The sequence below is a fragment of the Micromonospora sp. NPDC049048 genome (assembly GCF_043197615.1).
GTDB lineage: Bacteria > Actinomycetota > Actinomycetes > Mycobacteriales > Micromonosporaceae > Micromonospora.
Window position 1 is genome coordinate 834,843 of record NZ_JBICTM010000003.1, and the last position, 19,853, is coordinate 854,695.

At 70.0% G+C, this 19,853-nt stretch carries 16 protein-coding genes and 1 pseudogene; 11 read left to right on the plus strand and 6 right to left on the minus strand.

All coding sequences use genetic code 11. From position 1 onward, the window contains the following. Positions 1 to 162: 162 nt before the first annotated feature. From ACGFIG_RS14320 to ACGFIG_RS14340, 5 genes and pseudogenes are all read left to right on the plus strand, one after another. A complete protein-coding gene (locus ACGFIG_RS14320; RefSeq protein WP_393002703.1) occupies positions 163 to 825 on the plus strand; it encodes a hypothetical protein in 663 nt (220 codons plus the stop codon). Positions 826 to 1,331: 506 nt separating this feature from the next. After that, positions 1,332 to 2,396: pseudogene (locus ACGFIG_RS14325) on the plus strand (IS110 family transposase); the annotation flags it as partial. 519 nt (positions 2,397 to 2,915) lie between these two features. Then, entirely contained in the window at positions 2,916 to 4,148 is a 1,233-nt protein-coding gene (locus ACGFIG_RS14330; RefSeq protein ID WP_393002705.1) for a polymorphic toxin-type HINT domain-containing protein, read from the plus strand. A 468-nt stretch (positions 4,149 to 4,616) separates the two neighbouring features. Beyond that, complete coding sequence (locus ACGFIG_RS14335) at positions 4,617 to 4,976, plus strand: hypothetical protein (protein WP_393002707.1); 360 nt, start codon at positions 4,617 to 4,619, stop codon at positions 4,974 to 4,976. 613 nt (positions 4,977 to 5,589) lie between these two features. Continuing rightward, entirely contained in the window at positions 5,590 to 7,485 is a 1,896-nt protein-coding gene (locus ACGFIG_RS14340) for a BTAD domain-containing putative transcriptional regulator (RefSeq protein WP_393002709.1), read from the plus strand. Positions 7,486 to 7,540: 55 nt separating this feature from the next. Here the strand turns inward: ACGFIG_RS14340 and ACGFIG_RS14345 are convergent, their stop codons facing one another. The 3 genes from ACGFIG_RS14345 to ACGFIG_RS14355 all read right to left on the minus strand — a co-directional run bounded on the left by ACGFIG_RS14345 (position 7,541) and on the right by ACGFIG_RS14355 (position 9,147). Beyond that, positions 7,541 to 7,816 (minus strand): hypothetical protein, encoded by a 276-nt coding sequence (locus tag ACGFIG_RS14345; protein ID WP_393002711.1) that lies wholly within the window; start codon positions 7,814 to 7,816, stop codon positions 7,541 to 7,543. Positions 7,817 to 7,863: 47 nt separating this feature from the next. Beyond that, complete coding sequence (locus ACGFIG_RS14350) at positions 7,864 to 8,295, minus strand: hypothetical protein (protein ID WP_393002713.1); 432 nt, start codon at positions 8,293 to 8,295, stop codon at positions 7,864 to 7,866. 273 nt (positions 8,296 to 8,568) lie between these two features. Continuing rightward, on the minus strand, positions 8,569 to 9,147 hold the full coding sequence (locus tag ACGFIG_RS14355) for a DsbA family protein (protein WP_393002715.1): 579 nt from the start codon (positions 9,145 to 9,147) through the stop codon (positions 8,569 to 8,571). A gap of 232 nt (positions 9,148 to 9,379) precedes the next feature. On the opposite strand from ACGFIG_RS14355, the gene ACGFIG_RS14360 reads away from it, so the two are divergent. The 4 genes from ACGFIG_RS14360 to ACGFIG_RS14375 are packed head-to-tail and all read left to right on the plus strand — an operon-like array spanning position 9,380 to position 13,764. Then, the gene (locus tag ACGFIG_RS14360) at positions 9,380 to 10,669 is read left to right on the plus strand and encodes an ABC transporter substrate-binding protein (protein WP_393002717.1); all 1,290 of its coding nucleotides are present in this window, start codon (positions 9,380 to 9,382) and stop codon (positions 10,667 to 10,669) included. A gap of 46 nt (positions 10,670 to 10,715) precedes the next feature. Further along, entirely contained in the window at positions 10,716 to 11,714 is a 999-nt protein-coding gene (locus ACGFIG_RS14365) for a carbohydrate ABC transporter permease (RefSeq protein ID WP_393002719.1), read from the plus strand. Between the two features lies 1 nt (position 11,715). Further along, the gene (locus ACGFIG_RS14370; protein ID WP_393002721.1) at positions 11,716 to 12,549 is read left to right on the plus strand and encodes a carbohydrate ABC transporter permease; all 834 of its coding nucleotides are present in this window, start codon (positions 11,716 to 11,718) and stop codon (positions 12,547 to 12,549) included. 9 nt (positions 12,550 to 12,558) lie between these two features. Further along, entirely contained in the window at positions 12,559 to 13,764 is a 1,206-nt protein-coding gene (locus tag ACGFIG_RS14375; RefSeq protein WP_393002723.1) for an ABC transporter ATP-binding protein, read from the plus strand. 60 nt (positions 13,765 to 13,824) lie between these two features. On the opposite strand, the gene ACGFIG_RS14380 is transcribed toward ACGFIG_RS14375, so the two are convergent. Both ACGFIG_RS14380 and ACGFIG_RS14385 read right to left on the minus strand, forming a co-directional pair. Continuing rightward, positions 13,825 to 14,559, minus strand: a complete 735-nt coding sequence (locus ACGFIG_RS14380; RefSeq protein WP_393002725.1) for a PRC and DUF2382 domain-containing protein — start codon at positions 14,557 to 14,559, stop codon at positions 13,825 to 13,827. Between the two features lie 239 nt (positions 14,560 to 14,798). Then, positions 14,799 to 15,929 carry a winged helix DNA-binding domain-containing protein gene (locus tag ACGFIG_RS14385; protein WP_393002727.1) on the minus strand — a complete coding sequence of 377 codons (1,131 nt, stop codon included), beginning with the start codon at positions 15,927 to 15,929 and terminating at the stop codon, positions 14,799 to 14,801. A gap of 127 nt (positions 15,930 to 16,056) precedes the next feature. On the opposite strand from ACGFIG_RS14385, the gene ACGFIG_RS14390 reads away from it, so the two are divergent. Beyond that, the gene (locus ACGFIG_RS14390) at positions 16,057 to 16,446 is read left to right on the plus strand and encodes a DUF4190 domain-containing protein (RefSeq protein WP_393002729.1); all 390 of its coding nucleotides are present in this window, start codon (positions 16,057 to 16,059) and stop codon (positions 16,444 to 16,446) included. Between the two features lie 394 nt (positions 16,447 to 16,840). Then, on the plus strand, positions 16,841 to 17,458 hold the full coding sequence (wrbA, locus tag ACGFIG_RS14395) for an NAD(P)H:quinone oxidoreductase (protein ID WP_393002731.1): 618 nt from the start codon (positions 16,841 to 16,843) through the stop codon (positions 17,456 to 17,458). 185 nt (positions 17,459 to 17,643) lie between these two features. Here wrbA and ACGFIG_RS14400 read toward each other — a convergent pair whose 3' ends face one another. Next, positions 17,644 to 19,686, minus strand: a complete 2,043-nt coding sequence (locus tag ACGFIG_RS14400) for an anthranilate synthase family protein (protein WP_393002733.1) — start codon at positions 19,684 to 19,686, stop codon at positions 17,644 to 17,646. Positions 19,687 to 19,853 lie beyond the last annotated feature (167 nt).

Below are 19,853 nucleotides of genomic sequence, written 5' to 3' on the forward strand. Positions count from 1 at the left end.
ACGGTCAGATTTAACAATCCGTGAGTGGGTGTCGTCTCTCCTGATGAGATGGCATCCACTTGCGGCGATTGTTGAACTGGTAATGGCGAGAATTTAATCGCTGTAGGTACTTAATGGCGAGTCCGCTGATGTGGAGTCCCGTGCTGTGGAGGAATTGACCATATGGCCGAGAACCGGGTTAAGTGCGAAACTGGCGTCGTGCGACGCCGTCGCCTGTTTGCAGGAACTCTTATCGGCATGGTGGTCCTAGCTGTGCTCATCGTCCTGGTTGCCGCTCACGACCCGCGGCACTACGTGTATCTGATCCCATTTGGCCGGACGCCGGTCGTCATGGCGGTATTGATGCTGTCCCCGGCGATACTGGGCTTCGCGGTGTGGCTGCTTCTCAGAAAAAAGCGAGCGGTGCGGATATTGGCAAGCGCCGTAGTGGCCCTGACGGTTCTTATGTGTGCAGTTGGCTACCGGATCTCGGCGACTGATTCAATTCTCGAAGAAGTCAGCGCAGATGGCGGACGTACCGTGGTGGCGGTATCGCCAGGTGGCGATTTTGACCTGGTTGTAATTGACCACGTCGTTTTGACAACGCGTTACGAGATTGTGCGGGTCCGGTCGCGTGCCGGTCTGACAAGCCGGGAGGCGGGCCAGGACCTTGCCTGTTTCGTGGAGACGTTCGGACAATTCGATCCGGAGAACACCTTTGAGAGCGCCAGATTCGTGCGTGAGTACGAGGTTGAGGTGCGTACCGAGGCTGGCGGGCCGTGGACAACCACCTTCGACAAGAGCACCTTGCTGGCTGCTGCAACCGTCTCCCATGGCTGCGGATAGCTGTGGATTCGAGGCTAAGGGTGGGAATCATCGAAATTCCCCGTTGGGAATGCGTAGGTGTTCGGCCCCTCGAATTTTGCGCTAACTTGATCTTTAACCTATGGCGGCCGGTTGGTGACTCCGGCTGGTCATGGTGACAGCCCTTGCTTGATCACTCTTCTTGTCGAGGGGAGATGATCAATGGCCAAGGGCTGTCTCGTGACCAGCAACACCACGATGAAAAGGGCTGTGAAGGTAGGTGTTGGCTGGCCTGGGGCTAGCTGGCAGGGTCAGCGTCATGATCGCGGCTGGGTGTGGCTCATGAAAATGGTGGCCCCACGAGGTGCTCTCAGTGAGATCTGCCCATCCGGTCTGCGGTCGGGCGCCGGCCCTGTCCCTCTCGGTGGCTTGATCAGAAGCTTGCCCGGTCCGTTGCAGCGGATCGTGGCTCATCACAGTCCTGCCGCGAGAGCACACAGCCCGGGCCGACGCCGTCACGACGTCTCCCGGGAAGGCAGTACGCCGCAATGGCCATCGTCGCAGACCAGTACGACTTCGTCATCGGCGTGGACACCCACGCCGCCTCCCACACGCTCGCCTTGATCACCGCTGGCACCGGCGCAGTCGGACAGCAGGCTCAGTTCCCGACCAGCCCGTCAGGGCTGCGCCGTGCCGTCGACTGGATCGAACGCCACACCCACCAGGCGCCGACGCTGATCGTCATCGACGGCGCCGGTTCCTACGGCGCCACCTTCACCGAGCAACTTTCTGCAGCCGGCTTGACCGTCGCCGAGGCCCCCGACGTTGCGGCCACCACCCGGCGTCGCCGTGGCAAGAGCGACGCCGTGGACGCCGTCGCGATGGCTCAAGCAGCTCGCAGCCTCGACATCAACAAACTATGCTGGCCACGCGCCGGCGGCGATCGCACAGCACTGCGCGTCCTGACAGTGGCTCGCGAACAGATGAGCGGCGAACGCACCCCGCGGTCAACGCGCTGACCGCGCTGCTGCGCACCGTCGACCTCGGCATCGACGCCCGCCGCGCCCTGACCACCACGACGATCGCCGCCGTCGCGGCCTGGCGCACCCGCAGCGACAACGCCACCCTGGCCGTCTGCCGCGCCGAGGCGATCCGGCTGGCGTGTCGCATCCGCGCTCTCGACGCAGAACTCGCCGCCAACCACACCGCGCTGCACAAAGCTGTCACCGCGCAAGCGCCACAACTGCTCGCCCTGCCAGGTGTCGGCGCCGTTGTCGCCGCCACCGTTCTGCTGGCCTGGTCCCACCCTGGCCGCGTTCGCTCCGAAGCCGCGTTCGCTGCCCTGGCCGGCGCGTCACCGCTACCAGCTTCATCAGGCAATACCACCCGCTACCGGCTCAACCGCGGCGGCGACCGACGCCTCAACCGAGCGCTCTACACCGTCGCGCTGGTCCGCATGGGCCACGACCCTCGCACCCGCGGCTACGTGACCCGCCGCACCCGCGAAGGACGCACCAAACGCGAGATCATGCGCAGCCTCAAGCGCTACATCAGCCGGCAACTCTTCCGGACTCTGAACGGCGCCCACCCAGCCACCAGCACCACTTGACAGCTATAGAAGCATCTCAGTAATGGCGTCCACTGGTGTCAATCGGTTCATGCGATGCTGCTTGGCCGCCATTGCCGCCTCATCCCTCCTCTCTGCGACGGCCTGCAGCTCTGACGCCAAGCCCCCGGGGAAGCGGCTGGGTAAGCCTATCGGCGGCCATGTCGAAGACATCGCATGGCGAGCTGACGGCGCTACAGTATCTTCGGCCTTCATCGTGCTCGAGCCGAAGACGAGCCCAAGCTCGTCGAGTTCACCTCCGGGAAGGAAATGCCACGAGAAGTGGCTCTTGCGCCAGTCGGCTTTTGCCCTCAGCCAGCCTTCGTCAACTTGTCCACACTCCCAGACGGGAGACTTGGAGCCGTCGTGACATGCGAAGGAGGTGTTGAGTATTCGAGGGATGAAAGGGTTTCCGTGGCGATCGAGGATGGAAAGCTTATTGAGCTGGCTAACCTCGGTGGCTCAGATCGGCTAATACTCCAGCCGGTACGCCTTCGGTGGCGGCAATCCGATCAGTGCCATCGAAATGGACGGGCACAGCTTCATCTCCGACATCGGTAGCGGAATCGTCAGCGGTGCCAAGGATTTCTTCGGTGGTGTCGTCGATGGCGCAAAGGGTCTTTGGGCCGATATCTCCGGCAGCTACGCCGAAGCGGGACAAGTGGTCGAGGACGCTTCGAACGGCGATTGGGGCAGCGCAACAAAGCGGGCGGGCGGCTTGGCGGTCGACACGTACACCAAGCCATACAAGATGCTGTGGGGAATGGTGTCCGACGTTGGCACCACCTGGTGGAGCGGTGTGCAGGCCGCCGCAGAGGGAGACTTGGAGGGCTGGGCACGCGCCGGCACCAAGAACGGCTTGACCATAGCTACTTCCGTGGCTCCGGCCAAGGTGCGGCTGGGCGGCTGCCGAAACAGTTTTGTTCCCGGAACCCTCGTGGTGATGGCTGACGGGTCGCGCAAGGCTATCGATAAAATACGCGTTGGCGACGAGGTTCTCGCCACCGACCCGGAGACTGGCCGGACCGAGGCGCGCAGTGTCGAGGCCCTTATCCTTGGCGAGGGGCAGAAAGATCTCATAGAGGTCACCGTCGACACCGGTGGCGATGGTGGCGACAAGACGGGCATGGTTGTCGCCACCGACCAGCACCCGTTCTGGCTCGAAGACCTCAAGAAGTGGGCCAACGCCGAGGACATTCAGCCAGGAAGTTGGCTGCGGTCGTCGGACGGGAAGCTGGTAAAGGTTCTCGCGGTCCGCGCCTGGACACAATTCGCCCGCGTGCACAACCTCACCGTTGCGGGAATCCACACGTACTATGTGGTGGCGGACGATGCGCCGGTGCTCGTCCACAACTGTGGAGGCGCGTATGATTGGAAGCCAGGAAACCGACCGGGCCTCGCAACTGATAAGCAGGCACCGCTTCCATCAAATGTCGGAATCAAGCCAGGTGAGGCTCTCCGCAAGGGTGAGCACCACTACGTGGTTATGAAAGACGGATCTCTTCGCGCAATGCACAACGATGACATGTTTGGCCTTGACGCAAGTGCAGGACACACGAGCTTGGCTGGGAATCGGCCTGTTCACATGGCGGGAACTTTTGTAGTGGATGAGTTTGGCCGAATTACGAAATTTGGTAATTGGTCGGGCCGCTATGGGCCGCAGAACGTGCGGGGATTCACGCCGCTCGAAGATATAGCTCGCGCTGCCTTCAAGAGGCATGGGCTTTCGCCAGGTGTCTGGGAGTATGACTTTTCCTAGAAGGAGCCGGATCTTGCTATTCAAGACGTTGTCGCTGGAATGGCTTAGGCTGGCAGAATGACGGAGCTATTGAACTTTGGGGTGCGCCTAGCCCGTCTACTGGATTGTCGGAAGCTGGACGTTGCTGGTTTGTCGCGAGCCGCTGCAGTCCCTGAACCAGAACTTCAGGCGGTACTCGATGGTCTGGCGCCAAGTTCGCCGATGCTTCGGCGGCTCGCTCCCGCGCTCGGCCTTCACTCGGCCGATCTCTTCATAATGGCTGAGCTGGAGATGCCGGATGATCTTTCCCCGTCAGGGGAGAGGGCTGCCTCGGCAGTGGGCGAGCTTGTAAGGTGCGCCGTTCAGTTGCAGCCGGAGCAGCGGAGTCGGCTGCGACGGTATGCCCAATCATTACCTCGGGCGCGTGTAGGGCATGCTTCGCCTCGACCGGCACACGAGCAGTATCGATCGCACGCTGGAGCCTTGATCGTGCGTATGCTGCACAACAGAAATCTGGATTGGCTGAACTCAGCCAAGGTTCTCTTCCGGCTGTCCGGCATTGGCCCTCTGGCTGCATCGACGGTCGGAGCCATTGCCCATGGGCGCGAGGAGTTGTCTCCTGAATTGTTGACGGGCTTTGCGGCGGTCTTAGCGATCTCTGATCGCGACCTGGCCGCCCTGATTGGCGTTGAAGCAACTCACGCCAGCTCGAAAGTTAATCCTGCGGCAGTTGACGTAGCCGGTCTTATCTGGGATGTTCGGCATCTTTCTGTTGGGCAGGTTCAGCAGGTCTGCGATGAGGCGAATTCGAATCGGCTGCATGTGGAGGGGTGGCAAGAGGAGTCGTGACAGGTGAGTGGACATAGCGTAGGTATGGCCGCGCCATCACTGAAGGTTCTCGAATTGTTCATCGACAGCCCGCGGGCTTGGCTGCGGTCACCGCTATGACCAGAGGCCGAGGGGAGCAACGCTCGACCTTCATCTGACGACCGTGCAATGAAGTGATGTCGCCAGCGGTCCGGTGCGCCTGTCGGGTGCACCGGGCCGTTGGTTTCGTCGCCGCCCATCTGGCCTGTGCTGAGCGGGCGATCGCGTGACCGTTGCGCAGGGCTCACAGGGACATCACCGCCTGCTGCTGCCGGGCAACCTGCGCCAGAGGCCACCGTTTTGGCTTTGCGACGTCGCGGGGCCATGCGTGCCGGCTGCTGCATTACGACCGTCGTCGGGTTCCTGGGCGGGTGTTCTGCCTCACCGATCGGGTATTTTGGCTCGATGAGAGACGAGGCCCGTCACAGCCTGTCAAGGATCGTTGGGAGCGTCTTCCTGGCTGATTTCGTTACGGTGACACGCCGCCGAAGGGCATTGATGTTTGCCACCCTCTACCCCTCCCTGCGTGTCTTGTTCCGTCCGGACCTCCCCATTTAGCATGAGCGCGCTCGAGGTTCAACGGGGGAGCGGCACCATGAAACTACAGATCAGACTTCTGGGCAGTGTGGAGTTGTGCGTCGACGGCCAGTCCGTCACGCCCGGCGCGGCGAAGCGGAGAGCGGTCCTCGCGGGCCTCGCCCTGGAGGCCAACCGTCCGGTCTCCCTGTCCAGGCTGGCCGCCATGGTCTGGCCCGACGTGCCACCAGCCTCGGCCGCGGCGAACCTGCGTTCCCACGCCGCCGCGCTGCGGCGGGTGCTGGCCGACCGGCTGGTCGCCCGCCCCAACGCGTACGAGCTGCGGCTCTCGCCGGACGAGCTGGACGTGACGGAGTTCCACCGGCTGGCAGGTGAGGGGCGGGCCCTGCTCGCCACGACGAACCCGGCCAGCGCCGTCGGCACCCTGACCGCCGCACTCGCACAGTGGCGCGGAGTCTCGGGCGACGGTCTGCCCAGAGGCACCGCGCTGGACAACCGGTGGGCCAGCCTCGACGAGCAGCGCCTCCAGGTCTTCGAGGAGCTGGCCGAGGCGCGGTTGGCCGCCGGCGAGCACGGGCATCTCCTGCCCGAGCTGCGCGGACACGTCGCCGCCCACCCGTTGCGCGAGCGGGCCTGGGCTCAGCTCATGCTGGCCCTCTACCGGTGCGGGGACGTCCCGGCGGCGCTCACCGTCTACCGCGACGCCCGGAGGACGCTCGACGAGCAGCTGGGCATCGAGCCGGGCGAGGAACTGGCCGCGTTGCACCGGGCGATGCTCGACCGGGCGCCCGCGTTGGCGTACACCCCGCCGCCCGCACCGGTCGCGACGGCGCCCGCACCGGTCGCCCCGCCGGCGCCGGACGCCGCCGGGGTGGCGCCGCCCCCGTCCCGGCCCGCCGGGGGTGCCTGCTGGGCGGTGCCCCGCGAGCTGCCGGCGGGCGTGGTCACCTTCGTCGGCCGGAAACGGGAGACCGACGAGATCACCACCGCCCTGCGTGCCCCGACCCCCGCGACCGTGGTCGTGACCGGCGCGTTCGGCAGTGGCAAGACCGCCCTGGCGGTACGCGCCGCGCACGTCGTCGCCGCCGACTTCCCGGACGGGCAGGTCTACGTCGACCTCAACACCCGGAACCCGGCGGCCCCCGGCGAGGTGCTGGCCCGGGTGCTGCGTGCGATCGGCGTCCACCCCGCGGACGTGCCGGCGAACACCGACGAGCGGGCCGGCTGGTACCGGTCCCTGGTGGCCGGGCGACGGCTGCTGCTGGTGGTGGACGGGGTCACGCGCGCCGCCCAGGTCCGCCCCCTGCTGCCGGCCGGGCCCGGTCCCGGCCTCGTCGTGGTCGCGCAGCGCCGGTTGGGCAGCCTGGACGGCGTACGACGGGTGACGCTGCGCCCGCTCGCCGCCGGCGACGCCCGCGACCTGCTGGCGGCGCTCGCCGGCCCGGAGCGGCTGGCCGTCGACCCGGCGGCCACCGGCGAGCTGGTACGTCTCTGCGCCGGCTCGGTGCTGGCGCTGCGCGTCGCCGGCACGCGCCTGGCGGCCCGACGGCGCATGTCGGTGGGCGCCCTGGTCGGTCAGCTCGCCGACGGGCGGGAGCGGCTGGACCTGCTCGACTACGAGGACCTGTCGGTACGGACCAGCCTCGACACCGTGGTGGCCGCTGTCCGCGCCGACGACGACGTGGCGGGGCGGATCCTCGCCCTGCTCGGCGCGGCACCCGACGCGCTGCGCCAGCCCGAACGGGTCGCCCGGCAACTCGGGATCTCCGCCGCGCGGCTGCACCGCACCCTGGACGACCTGGCCGATGCCCACCTGCTCCAGGCGCACCGCAACGAGCCCGGGGGTCATCTGCTGCCGGCGCTGGTGCGGGAGTACGCGGCCGAGCTGGCCGCCGAGCCGAGGTTGGTGACCGGCGCGTCGACGGGCCGGCGGGTGGGTCCGCTGGTCGCCTGACCGATGGCGGGCCGAAGCGGGGGCGAACCCTGACCGGCCCGCCACGCACCCTCTCCTAGGAGACCTCGCCGCGTACGATCGCCACCGCGACCCGGCAGAACTCGTCCATGTCCGGGGTGAAGCCGGCGGCGATGTCGGGGTGCAGCCCCGAGCGCGTCTCGTCGAGCAGGCGTTGGCAGACCTGCTCCACCGGCTCGCCGGCGTAGCTGGCGCTGACCCGTTCCGTGGCGGCCTGCAACGCCGAGGTCAGCTGGTCCTCCAGCGGGCCCCGCAGCTTCTGCTGCACGGGGTCGAGCCCGCGAGGGTCCAGCGTGACATGTGGCTCCGACATCGGCGCTCCCTTCGTCGGCGTCCGCGGTACCCCACCGCGTCCGTCGGTCAAACCACGGTCGGTACGGCGGCCACCCGGACCTGGTACGAGTAGTCCTCCGCCGGCTCCTCCGCGTACGACAGCCGGCGGATCTGCCGGTCGTCGTCGTAGAGGGCGACGTCCACCAGGACGCCGAGGTGCGCCAGGCCGATGCTGGACACCCGCTTCTTGTCCTGGAGCACCGCTAACACCCCGCCCAGCAGGGTGCTGGCGTCGGCGGTGCGGTGGCCCGGCGGGCAGCGCAGCACGAGGTCCACCTCGATCGGCCCGGACAGCGGGGTCCAGCCGGTGTGCTGGGCCGCGGCACAGGCCGCCTGGAGCAGGGCGCGGACCCTCGTCGCCTGCCGGTGCCCGGCGGCGAAGATGGACAGCGCCTCGGTCTTGACCGGTGGCAGGCCGCTCACCTCGAACGTCAGGGCGAGAGCGCGGGTGTCCTGCACGACGGCACCTCCTCGTTGGCAACGATCCTGCCCAACCGGTGCGGCGGCGGAGGGAGGTTCCCGCGAGAACCCACCTATCGGGGCGGGCCGGTCGGCCGGAGGCGTGTCGACGTCGGCGGCGAACGCTGGCTGTGGAGCCAGGGAAACGCTAGCGGACCCACCCGCTCCTGGGTAGCTCTCCGCTCACGGGATGGGACGCTGCGTGTAACCTTCGCGGTCGGTTGGAACGCCCGGCGCGCCATGCCGTCTCTACCGGGGCGGTCCCGCCGCCCGTCAGTGCCGGGCGCGCTTGACCTCGTGGAAGGCGGGCATCCGGAGCAGGGGGAGCAGCGAGTCCCAGATCGTCAGGGCGTCGTCGGTGCCGGGTACCTCGGTCAGGATCGGACCGTGGATGCCGCGCTCGGCGCCCGGCACCATGAGCACCGGCGCGCCGATGTCCGGGCCGGCCGAGGCGTACGCCAGCGCGTGCGACTCGCGTACGGCCTCGTCCCAGCGGTCGTCGTCGAGTGCCGGCGCGGCGGCACCCAGGCCCGCCGCCTCGACGGCCGCGTCCACGATCTTCGTTGACAGCGGGTTGCCCGCGTCGTGGCTGCGGGCGCCGACCTCCGCGTAGAAGCGGGCGGTGTCGTCGTGGCGTCCCTCGGCGCGCAGCGCCTCCACCAGCCGCAGCGCGCGGCTGGAGGCGGTCATCGCGTCGGCGTACTCCGGTGGCACCCGCCCCGCGTTCAGGATGGCCAGGCTGAACGCCCGCCACTCGATGTGCAGGCCCCGGGCGTCGGCGACCGCGACCAGCCAGCGGGAGGTGCGCCAGGTCCACGGGCAGGCCGGGTCGAGGAAGAAGGTGGCGTCCATCGGTCGAGCCTACGGGCGGCCAGGCCGGCCCGCACGGCAGTGACCCGGCGTCACGTCCGACGGGGCCGGCATCGTCCCACCAGTGCCAGGTTTCGCAACTTCGCAGGTCGGGCAGTGTTGGGCCACGACGCGTTCGGGCGAAGGAACCGCTGGTCAGAGGGCCCGGACGGCTCGCCGTGCGCCGGGGCACGAAGCCTCACCCCGGCCTTTGGCCGACACGAGGGGAGGGGTGATGAGCGACCCGGACAAGGCCCGACGCCGACGGCGGCCACGCGTGCGCGCGGTGGCCGCCGTCGCGGCGTTGACGCTGGTGGCACCGATGGCGGCAGCCTGCGGTTCCGGCGGCGACGACGGTACGCCCACGATCAACCTGTACTACCCGCCGGAGCAGAACCTGCAGAAGGTCGTTGACGACTGCAACGCGCAGGCCCGGGGGCGCTACCAGATCGTCTACCGGGTGCTGCCCCGGCAGGCCGACGACCAGCGGGTGCAGATGGTGCGCCGGCTCGCCGCGCAGGACAGCGGGATGGACGTCCTGGGCCTCGACGTCACCTGGACCCAGGAGTTCGCCAGCGCCGACTGGATCAGGGAGTGGACCGGGCAGGACCGTGCCGAGGTCGAGCAGGGCACCCTCGCCGGCCCGCTCGAGACGGCGCGCTACGAGGACAAGCTCTACGCGGCGCCGAAGAACACCAACGTCCAGCTGCTCTGGTACCGCAAGGACCTGGTGCCGCAGCCGCCGAAGACGTGGGACCAGATGATCTCCGTCGCCCAGGAGCTGAAGCAGCAGGGCAAGCCGTACCAGGTGCTCACCATGGGCGCCCAGTACGAGGGGCTCGTCGTGCTCTACAACACCCTCGCCGAGAGCGCCGGCGGGAAGATCCTCAGCGACGACGGCAAGCAGGCCGTGATGGACGAGGGCACCGTACGGGCGTTGGACCAGCTCCAGCGCTTCGCCACGTCGGGCGTGACGTCGCCGTCGTTCAGCAACGCCACCGAGGACCCGGTCCGGCTGGAGTTCCAGTCCGGCGACGGCGCCTTCCAGGTCAACTGGCCGTTCGTCTACCCGGCCATGCAGGAGGCCAACCCGGAGCTGGCGAAGCAGGTCGGCTGGGCCCGGATCCCGGGCGTCGACGAGAACACCCCGAGCAAGGTCACCATCGGCGGGATCAACATGGCGGTCAGCGCCTACTCGAAGCACCCCGAGGAGTCCTTCGAGGCGGCCCGCTGCATCCGTAACGAGAAGAACCAGAAGTTCTCGGCCGTCAACGACGGCGTCCCGCCGACCATCGAGAAGGTCTACGACGACCCGGAGATGGCCGAGGCGTACCCGATGCGCGACACCATCCTCGAAGAGCTCAAGGAGCCGGCCGTCCGGCCGCTGACCCCGGCGTACCAGAGCATCTCCACCGTCATGTCGGCGATCCTGTCGCCGCCGTCGGCGATCCGGCCCGAGCGGACCGCGAACGAGCTGCGCGACGCCATCGCCGACGCCCTCGAATCGAAGGGGGTCCTGCCGTGAGCGAGCGCAATCGGCGACTCGACGCCGACCGCCGGGAGGTGGCGGGATGAGCGTCAACGCCACGCCGGCGGGCGCCGACGTTACCGCCGAGGAGACCGCCGCCCGGTCGGGCCGGGAATCCCGGGTGCCGGCGCAGCGCGGCGGACGGGGCCGCAAGGCGCCGTTGAGCGAGAACAAGAAGGCCGAACGCCGGCTGGGGTGGCTGCTCTGCGCGCCCGCCGCGCTGGTCATGGTGCTGGTGACCGCATACCCGATCATCTACTCGGTCTGGCTGTCGCTGCAGCGCTACGACCTGCGCTTCCCCGCCGAGCGCGAGTTCGTGGGCCTGGAGAACTACGTCACGGTGCTGACCAACGAGTTCTGGTGGACGGCGTTCGGGGTGACCGCGCTGATCACGGTGGTCACCGTCGCCGTCGAGCTGGCGCTCGGCATGGGGCTGGCGCTGATCATGCACCGTACGCTGGTGGGCCGGGGCATCGTGCGGACGGCGGCGCTGATCCCGTACGGCATCGTCACGGTCGTCGCGGCCTTCTCCTGGCGGTACGCGTGGACGCCGGGCACGGGCTACCTGGCCAACCTGTTCAGCGACGGCGCGCCGCTGACCGAGCGCGCCAGCTCGCTGGCGATCATCATGCTGGCCGAGATCTGGAAGACGACGCCGTTCATGGCGCTGCTGCTCATGGCCGGTCTCGCCCTCGTGCCGGAGGACCTGCTCAAGGCCGCCTCCACCGACGGCGCCACCTCCTGGCAGCGCTTCACCAAGGTGATGCTGCCGGTGATGAAGCCGGCGATCCTGGTCGCGCTGCTGTTCCGCACCCTGGACGCGTTCCGGGTGTTCGACAACATCTTCGTGCTGACCGCCGGCGGCAACGAGACCTCGTCGGTGTCGATGCTCGCCTACAACAACCTGATCCGGGGCCTGAACCTCGGCATCGGATCGACGATGTCGGTGCTGATCTTCCTCACCGTGGCGATCATCGCCTTCGTCTTCGTGAAGCTGTTCGGTACCGCTGCCCCCGGCAGCGACGACGGGGAGAGGCGTTGAGATGGCTGACACCACCACCCGGGCCAAGCTGCGCTGGGGCCTGCTGGACGCCATCGTGGTCGTCTTCGCGCTGGTGCCGGTGCTCTGGATCATGTCGTTGTCGTTCAAGACCCCGGCGACCCTGACGGACGGGAAGTTCATCCCGCAGGAGTGGACGCTGGACAACTACCGGTCGATCTTCTCCACCGACCAGTTCGTCCGCGCCCTGGTGAACTCGATCGGCATCGCGCTGATCGCCACCGTGATCGCCGTGGTGCTCGGCGCCATGGCCGCGTACGCGATCTCCCGGCTGGACTTCCCCGGTAAGCGGCTGCTGGTCGGGGTCTCCCTGCTGATCGCGATGTTCCCGCAGGTGTCGCTGGTGTCGCCGCTGTTCGAGATCGAGCGCCAGCTCGGCCTCTTCGACACCTGGCCGGGCCTGATCCTGCCGTACATCACCTTCGCGCTGCCGCTGGCGATCTACACGCTGTCGGCGTTCTTCAAGCAGATCCCGTGGGACCTGGAGAAGGCGGCGAAGATGGACGGCGCCACGCAGGCCCAGGCGTTCCGGCGGGTCATCGCCCCGCTGGCCGCGCCGGGACTGTTCACCACGGCGATCCTGGTCTTCATCTTCTGCTGGAACGACTTCCTCTTCGCCATCACGCTGACCTCCACCGAGCGGGCCCGGACGGTGCCGGTGGCGCTGTCGTTCTTCACCGGCGAGTCGCAGTTCGAGGACCCCACCGGGGCGATCTGCGCCGCCGCCGTGGTGATCACCATTCCGATCATCCTGTTCGTCCTCTTCTTCCAGCGCCGCATCGTCTCCGGCCTGACCTCCGGCGCAGTCAAGGGATAGGTGGTACTCATGGCTGACATCGTGCTCGACAAGGTGAGCAAGAAGTTCCCGGACGGAACCGTCGCGGTGGCCGACGTCGACCTGGAGATCGCCGACGGGGAGTTCGTCATCCTGGTCGGCCCGTCCGGCTGCGGGAAGTCGACCACCCTCAACATGATCGCGGGCCTGGAGGACATCAGCTCGGGCGAGCTGCGCATCGGCGGCGAGCGGGTCAACGACAAGGCCCCCCGGGACCGGGACATCGCGATGGTCTTCCAGTCCTACGCCCTCTACCCGAACATGACCGTCCGGGAGAACATGGCGTTCCCGCTGCGGCTGGCGAAGCTCGACAAGGAGACGATCCACCAGAAGGTGGAGGAGGCGGCGAAGGTCCTGGAGCTGTCGGCGCTGCTGGACCGCAAGCCGGCGAACCTCTCCGGCGGCCAACGCCAGCGGGTGGCGATGGGACGGGCGATCGTCCGGCAGCCCAAGGCGTTCCTGATGGACGAGCCGCTGTCCAACCTGGACGCCAAGCTGCGGGTGCAGATGCGTACGGTGGTGTCGCGCCTGCAGAAGAAGCTCGGCACCACCACCGTCTACGTGACCCACGACCAGACCGAGGCCATGACCCTCGGCGACCGCGTGGTGATCATGCGGGGCGGCGCGGTGCAGCAGGTCGGCCCGCCGCAGGAGCTGTACGACCACCCGCGCAACCTCTTCGTCGCCGGCTTCATCGGCTCGCCGTCGATGAACTTCCTGCACGCCGCGATCGAGGACGGCAAGCTGCGTACGGCGCTGGGCGACGTGCCGATCGGCGAGCGGATCCGGCGCGAGCTGGAGGGGGCCGACGCCCCGCGCGAGTTGATCCTGGGCATCCGGCCGGAGCACTTCGAGGACGCGGCGCTCGTCGACGACGACACCCGCCGCCGGGGCATGGAATTCGAGGCGCCGGTCGACATCGTCGAGTCGATGGGCTCCGACAAGTACGTCTACTTCAGCGTCGAGGGGGAGCGGGCCAGCGCCGCCGAGCTGGAGGAGTTGGCAGCCGACGCGGGCGCCGACTTCAGCGGCGGCGGCGCCAGCCTGGTCACGCGGCTGTCCGCCGAGTCCCCGGTCGAGGAGGGCCAGACCCGGCGGGTGTGGTGCAACCTGGAGAAGATCCACCTGTTCGACCCGTCCAACGGGCGCAACCTGACCCTGCACGAGGGACGGGCGGCGGGCGCGCTCGCCGGCTGACGTACGCCACGACGGGCGGGCGGGTCGAAGAGACCCACCCGCCCGTCGTCGGGTCGACGGTCAGCGGCGTCGCCGGTTGCGTTCCGGGATGTCCGCGTCCACCCGCTCCCGGCGGATGCGGTCGTCGATGGGCTGCTGCTCGACGACCTCCTCCTTGGCCAGGTGGACGCGCTCCACGGGCACCGCCTCCTTGCCGACCACCGGCCGCTCGGCCCGCAGGGTCATCTCCTGCTCGGCCTCGCCGATGTCGGCGCGCATGCCGCGTGCGTCGCGGGCGGCGATGGGCTCCCGCTCCACGTACACCTCGTCGTGCTCGACGGGCACGGTGGTGTGCACGTCCTCGGTGACCACGTACTTGCGCAGCCGTGCCGCTCCGGCGGGCTGGCTCTCCGTGCCGACCCGCAGCCGCTCCTCCGAGCGGATCAGGTCCCCACCGGCCGCCGGCGCCCGTCCCCGGTCAGGGGTCGGCGGGACCTGCGGCGTCAGGCGGTAGTGGCCGTAGAGCTGCTCGATCTGCGCGGTGTCCAGCGGCTGGTCGGTGCCGGCGTCCACGGCCGGGGCGTCCTTCACGGTCGACTTGTCGTAGTCGACGGTGAGCCCGCCGTCGGTGATCCGGGCCTTGTCCAGCGGAGCCATCGACTCCTTGTGGCCCATCCGACCCGTCCGCACGCTGACCCAGGTCGGCTCGCCGGCGGCGTCGGCCCAGATCTGGCCCACGCTGCCGATCTTCGACCCCGAGCGGTCCTTGACGTCCTGGCCGTACAGCGAGTTGGCCTGCTGTTCGGTGAGCTTCATCGGTCGTCTACCTCCCTCTCGTGTCACGGGCCGGATACCCGGCCGGCCCCACCGGATTCGTCGTCGACCCGACGGATAGGAGCAGCGCCGCGAGCAGGGGGACACCCGCCGGGACGCCTGGGGCTGCGAAGACCGGTGGGACTGCCGAGGCGAGCGCCGCCGACGCCCTGCGCAGCCAGGCCGAGCACGCCGCTCAGCCGGGCCGTGGGACGCCGCTCAGCCGGGCCGTGGGACGCCGCTCAGCCGGGCAGACTCGCCGCTGCGCCGGGCCAGTCGATGTGCAGCGGCAGCCCCAGGAAGCCGGCGTAACGGCTCAGGGCATCCGCCACGCGGGTCCGGGTCGCCTCGTCGAAGGGCACCAGCGGGGACACCGCGACCGTCACCCGGGCCCTGCCGACGGTGCGCTTCCAGGTGCCCACGACCCGCCCGTCGCGGACCACCGTGGCCCGGAAGACGCCGTTGCCTCCCGGCACGATCGCCTGGGCGTGGGCGGGATCCAGCATCAGCGAGCGGTCCTTGAAACCCAGCAGGTATTCGTCGAAGCCGGGCAGCACCAGCAGGTCGTCGACCGGCTCGCGGGGCGCGTCGAGCAGAGCGGCGTCGACGAACGCCTCCTGCCCGTCGACGCGTACGGCCGCCAGGGCGTCGCCGGCCGCGGCGAAGCCCCGGCGGGCGTCGGTGAGCGTGAGCCCCGTCCAGCCCGCGAACTCCCGGGCGGTGACCGGCCCGTGCGCACGGATGTAGCGGTGGGCGAGGATCGCCAGGGCCTCGTCGCGCTCCGGCCGGCGTGCGGCGGGCGCCCACTCGTCGAGCAGGGCGAAGGTCTGCTCGGTGCCCACGTTGGGCGCGAGGCAGGTGACGCCGCGGACGCTGGCATACCAGAGCAGGTGGTAGCCGCGCTGGTCGCCGGTGCCGATGCCGGCGGCCTCCAGCGCGGCGAGGCAGCGTGCCCGGGTGAGCCGACCGCCGCCGGCCAGCGCGGCGCCGAGCACGTCGAGCGCGCCGTCCGCGTCGGCCTCGGTCAGCCCGAGCTGCGCCCGGCGCCCGGCGACGCCGGCCAGCGAGCGTACGCCGGTCAGCTCCAGCATCCAGCGGGCGTCGCGGGGCGGCACGAGGTGCACGGTGCCCCGCATCGGCCAGGTGCGCAGCGCCTCGCGGCGTTCCAGCGCGGCGTGCACGTCGGCGTGGGTGAACGCGGGCAGGCGCACCCCCAGCGACCACATGCCGCTGGCCAGGTCCTGCGCCTGCATGGCCCCGAACCACTCCACCACGTCGGCCACCGCGCCCGGGGACACGGTGGGGTGCGGGCGCAGCAGCAGGCTGGTCATCCGCAGCGCGAGCGCCTCGCGCCCGGTCAGCTCCGCTGGCATGGGGCTCCTCGGATCGGGATGAGGCCCCAGCCTAGGGCCGAGGTACGACACCCGACGCATGAAGGCCGCCGCGGCGGGAATGCGGCCGACCGCCAGGGGCGCCGTCCGCGCGCCCGGAGGGAGCGACATGACCGCGTCCAGTGAGCCGGGCCGGGGTGCCGGCGTGACGACCAGTGCCCGTCGTGGCGGCCCCGCCGCCAAGACCAGCGCCGCGGCGGCCTTCGCGTTGGTCTTCGGGGTGGCCGCGCTGATCAGCGTGCTGACGGTGATCCTGTCCTGGATCGGCCTGCTGCTCGGCATCATCGGCGTGATCCTGGGCATCGTCGGGCTCAAGATGGCCGCTCGGCCCGGCGTGACCGGCCGGGGCGTGGCGATCGGCGGCCTGGTGCTCAGCGCCCTGGCGGTGCTGATCGGGCTGGCCTTCGCCGCCGGGGTCACCACGTTCCTCAACGACCAGAGTGCCGTCGACCGGATCCAACGGGAGGTCGACGACCTGCGCGACCGCCTCGACAGCTGACCGGGCGGTTCCGCCGCCGTCGGGTGCGGTGTCGCGGACGCGCCGCCGCACGGAACCGGTGCGCTGATCGCGCTGCGCCGGCACGGGTGTCCTGATCGCGCTGCGCCGGCGACGATGGCGGCACAGCGCGATCCCCCGTTCAGGTTGGCCGGTGCCGGACGGTTGCCGGTCCGTCGACTCCGGGTGCGACCAGCATCCCCGGCCGACGGCCGGAACGGCGGTCAGCGGATCGAACCTTGCGGATTTCTTGAGCTGCCGTCCGGCTGGTGGCGATCTTCGCGGTCGACCCCCTGAACGCAGGTGGTCCCGCGCGCGGCCGCCGGGGACGACCGTTTGACGATGCGGTCGTCGGGTAATCGCCGGAGCTGACCCGACATGAGGAGGGAACCATCCGATGGCTGCGCAGACCAAGGTCGCGGTGATCTACTACAGCGCCACCGGCATCACGTACCAGATGGCGCAGGCGGCGTGCGAAGCCGCCGGTGAGGCGGGTGCCGAGGTACGGCTGCGCAAGGTGCGCGAACTGGCGCCCGACGAGGCGATCCGCTCCAACTCGGGCTGGCACGCGCACCACCTGGAGACCCAGGACGTCCCCGAGGCACAGCTCGACGACCTGTCCTGGGCCGACGTGGTGATCTTCGGGACCCCGACCCGGTACGGCGTGATGGCCGCCCAGCTCAAGCAGTTCATGGACACCACCGGGCCGCTGTGGTCGCAGGGCGCGCTGGCGGACAAGGTCTACTCCGCGTTCTGCTCGACGGCCACCTCGCACGGCGGGCAGGAGGCCACGCTGCTGTCGATGTTCCACGTCTTCTACCACTGGGGCGGGGTCGTGGTGACCCCCGGCTACACCGATCCGAGCCAGTTCGTCGCCGGCAACCCCTACGGCGCCTCGCACACCAGCAACAACGGCGAGACCGCGCCCGACGACATCGCGCTCGGCGCCTGCGCGCTGACCGCCAAGCGGGCCGTGCAGATCGGTGCGGCGCTGAAGGCGGGCCTGGGCGGCTGAGCCGTCACCACCGGCGGGCCCGCGCTGCCAGATCAGGTGCTCGGGCCCGCCTGCCAGCTCAGGCGGCGGGACCGCCCGGACGACCGGGTGGTCGGATTCCCCCGGACGACCGCGTGTCGGGCCGTTGTGGACCGACGGCCCGGGCGAGGGCTCTCGACCCGTCCGGACCGCCGGTCGCAGCACCTCTACCCCCCGATCGGGTCGGCTAAGCACGCCCGGCCGCTCCCGACGGCGTTCCCGGCCGCCGTGGAGGCCTGCGTCGCCGTTCCGGCCGCCGTCGACGTCCGCGGTGCCTTCCCAGCCGCCGTCGAGGGCTGCGCTGCCTCCCCGGTCGGCGTCGAGGGCTGCGCCGGCAGCAGCCCGCTCAGCAGATCGGCCAGCACGGCCATGCCGTCGGGGCTGAGCACCGACTCCGGATGGAACTGCACTCCCACGAACCCCCGCCCGCGCAGCGCGTGCACCGCGCCGTCCGCCGCGTCGCGGGCGAGCTCCACGGGGCCGTACCCGGTGGTGAGCCGGTCGGTGTCGGCGCGGGCGGTGAAGGTGGAGTAGAAGCCGACCCGGCGGCGAGTGCCGAAGATGTCCACCTCCCGCTGGAGCCCCTGGTAGGGCGCGTCCCGGCGGTGCGGCGCCAGCCCGAGCAGGCCGGCGAGGAGCTGGTGCCCCAGGCAGACGGCCAGGGTCGGCCGGCCCTCGGCGAGCAGGTCGGCGAGCAGCCCGCGCATCGTCCGCATCTTCGGCTCGGTGCTGCTGCCCGGGTCGCCGGGGCCGGGACCGACCACCACGAGGTCGTACGTGTCCACCGGGCCGGCGGCGTGCCACGGCCGCAGCGTCACGGCCAGGCCGAGCGCGCCCAGCTGGTGAGCCAGCATGCCGGTGAAGGTGTCCTCGCCGTCGACGATGAGCGCCCGCCGGCCGGCCAGCCCGGGCAGGGCACCGGCACCGGGTGAGCGCTGGTCCAACCAGAACCGCGCCAGCGGCGTGTTGCGCGCGGCCAGCGCGGCCCGCACCTCCGGGTCGTCGGCGAGGCGTACGGCGGGATGCGGCCCGGTGGCGGGCGCCTGCGGGCCGAGGCCCAGCGCGGCCAGCACGCCGGCCGCCTTGGCGTGCGTCTCGGCCACCTCGCCCTCGGCGGTCGAGTGCCGCACCAGGGTGGCGCCGACCGGCACCCGCAGCTCGCCGGCCGGCGAGATCTCGGCGGTACGGATCAGGATCGGCGCGTCGAGGGTCTGCCGGCCGGCGTCGTCGCGCCCGAGCAGCGCCAGCACCCCGGCGTAGTAACGCCGCCCGGTGCGTTCGTGCCGGGCGATGACGCGGCAGGCGTTCTCCATGGGGCTGCCGGTGACCGTCGGCGCGAACATCGTCTCCCGCAGCACCTCCCGCACGTCCTTCGTGCCCCGGCCGGCGAGCAGGTACTCCGTGTGGGCCAGGTGGGACATCTCCTTGAGCAGGGGCCCGACCACCTGGCCGCCGTGCTCGGCGACCGTGGCCATCATCTTCAGCTCCTCGTCGAGCACCATGTACAGCTCCTCGACCTCTTTGGGGTCGGCGAGGAAGCGCAGCAGCGCGGCGCGGTCGGCGTCCGCGCCGGTGTGCCGGAAGGTGCCGCTGATCGGGTTCATCATGACCAGGCCGTCGTCGACGCTGACGTGCCGCTCCGGGCTCGCGCCGACGAGGATGCGGGTGCCGGTGTGCACCAGGAACGTCCAGTACGCCCCCCGCTCGCCCGTCAGCAGCCGGCGCAGTGCGGCGAGGGCGGCCACCAGCGGCGGGCCCTGCACGGTGGCGCGCAGGCAACGGTGGATGACGAAGTTGGCGCCCTCGCCGCGCCCGATCTCCTCGGCGAGCACCCGGCCGACGGTGGCGGCGTACTCGTCGTCGGTGACGTCGAAGCCGGCGTCGGCGGTACGGACGGGCACGTCGGGCAGCGCGGCGAGCGCCTCGGTCAGGTCGAGGCGCCGATGCCCGGCGATCTCGAGGAACTCCAGCGGGGCGCCGTCGTCGACGCACGCGAAGCCCCGCTCGGTGACCTGCCGGTAGGGCACGAGCGCCAGCGTCCGGGGGCCGGGCGTCCCGTCGGGCAGGGGCAGGTCGGCGAGCCGGTCGGCCGTGCGTACCGTGCCGGTGAACAGCTCCAGGTGCGCGGCGCCCTCGCGGCGGACGAGCGCGAACGGGCCGGGGTCGCCGCCGGCGCCGGCGGTGGCGAGCAGCTCGGTCAGGTCGGTCATCAGGTCTCCTCGGGCCGGGCGGCGCCCGGCGGGGCGACCGGGAGGGCCGGGAAGAGACCGGCGGCCGCCTCGTCGGGCGGCCGCGTGGGGAAGCTACGCGCGGGGGATGGCCGCCGGGTCGGCGGGCCACCAGCAGGACAGGTGCGCGAGCATGCGATCACCCTACG

What these genes read in the sequence shown, in the direction of transcription:
- ACGFIG_RS14355 (WP_393002715.1), bottom strand. Translation starts at nt 9,147, where the DNA reads ATGGACGCCACCTTCTTCCTCGACCCGGCCTGCCCGTGGACCTGGCGC.
- ACGFIG_RS14330 (WP_393002705.1), top strand. Translation starts at nt 2,916, where the DNA reads ATGGACGGGCACAGCTTCATCTCCGACATCGGTAGCGGAATCGTCAGC.
- ACGFIG_RS14375 (WP_393002723.1), top strand. Translation starts at nt 12,559, where the DNA reads ATGGCTGACATCGTGCTCGACAAGGTGAGCAAGAAGTTCCCGGACGGA.
- ACGFIG_RS14390 (WP_393002729.1), top strand. Translation starts at nt 16,057, where the DNA reads ATGACCGCGTCCAGTGAGCCGGGCCGGGGTGCCGGCGTGACGACCAGT.
- ACGFIG_RS14345 (WP_393002711.1), bottom strand. Translation starts at nt 7,816, where the DNA reads ATGTCGGAGCCACATGTCACGCTGGACCCTCGCGGGCTCGACCCCGTG.
- ACGFIG_RS14365 (WP_393002719.1), top strand. Translation starts at nt 10,716, where the DNA reads ATGAGCGTCAACGCCACGCCGGCGGGCGCCGACGTTACCGCCGAGGAG.
- ACGFIG_RS14360 (WP_393002717.1), top strand. Translation starts at nt 9,380, where the DNA reads ATGAGCGACCCGGACAAGGCCCGACGCCGACGGCGGCCACGCGTGCGC.
- ACGFIG_RS14370 (WP_393002721.1), top strand. Translation starts at nt 11,716, where the DNA reads ATGGCTGACACCACCACCCGGGCCAAGCTGCGCTGGGGCCTGCTGGAC.
- ACGFIG_RS14320 (WP_393002703.1), top strand. Translation starts at nt 163, where the DNA reads ATGGCCGAGAACCGGGTTAAGTGCGAAACTGGCGTCGTGCGACGCCGT.
- ACGFIG_RS14385 (WP_393002727.1), bottom strand. Translation starts at nt 15,929, where the DNA reads ATGCCAGCGGAGCTGACCGGGCGCGAGGCGCTCGCGCTGCGGATGACC.
- wrbA (WP_393002731.1), top strand. Translation starts at nt 16,841, where the DNA reads ATGGCTGCGCAGACCAAGGTCGCGGTGATCTACTACAGCGCCACCGGC.
- ACGFIG_RS14340 (WP_393002709.1), top strand. Translation starts at nt 5,590, where the DNA reads ATGAAACTACAGATCAGACTTCTGGGCAGTGTGGAGTTGTGCGTCGAC.
- ACGFIG_RS14380 (WP_393002725.1), bottom strand. Translation starts at nt 14,559, where the DNA reads ATGAAGCTCACCGAACAGCAGGCCAACTCGCTGTACGGCCAGGACGTC.
- ACGFIG_RS14400 (WP_393002733.1), bottom strand. Translation starts at nt 19,686, where the DNA reads ATGACCGACCTGACCGAGCTGCTCGCCACCGCCGGCGCCGGCGGCGAC.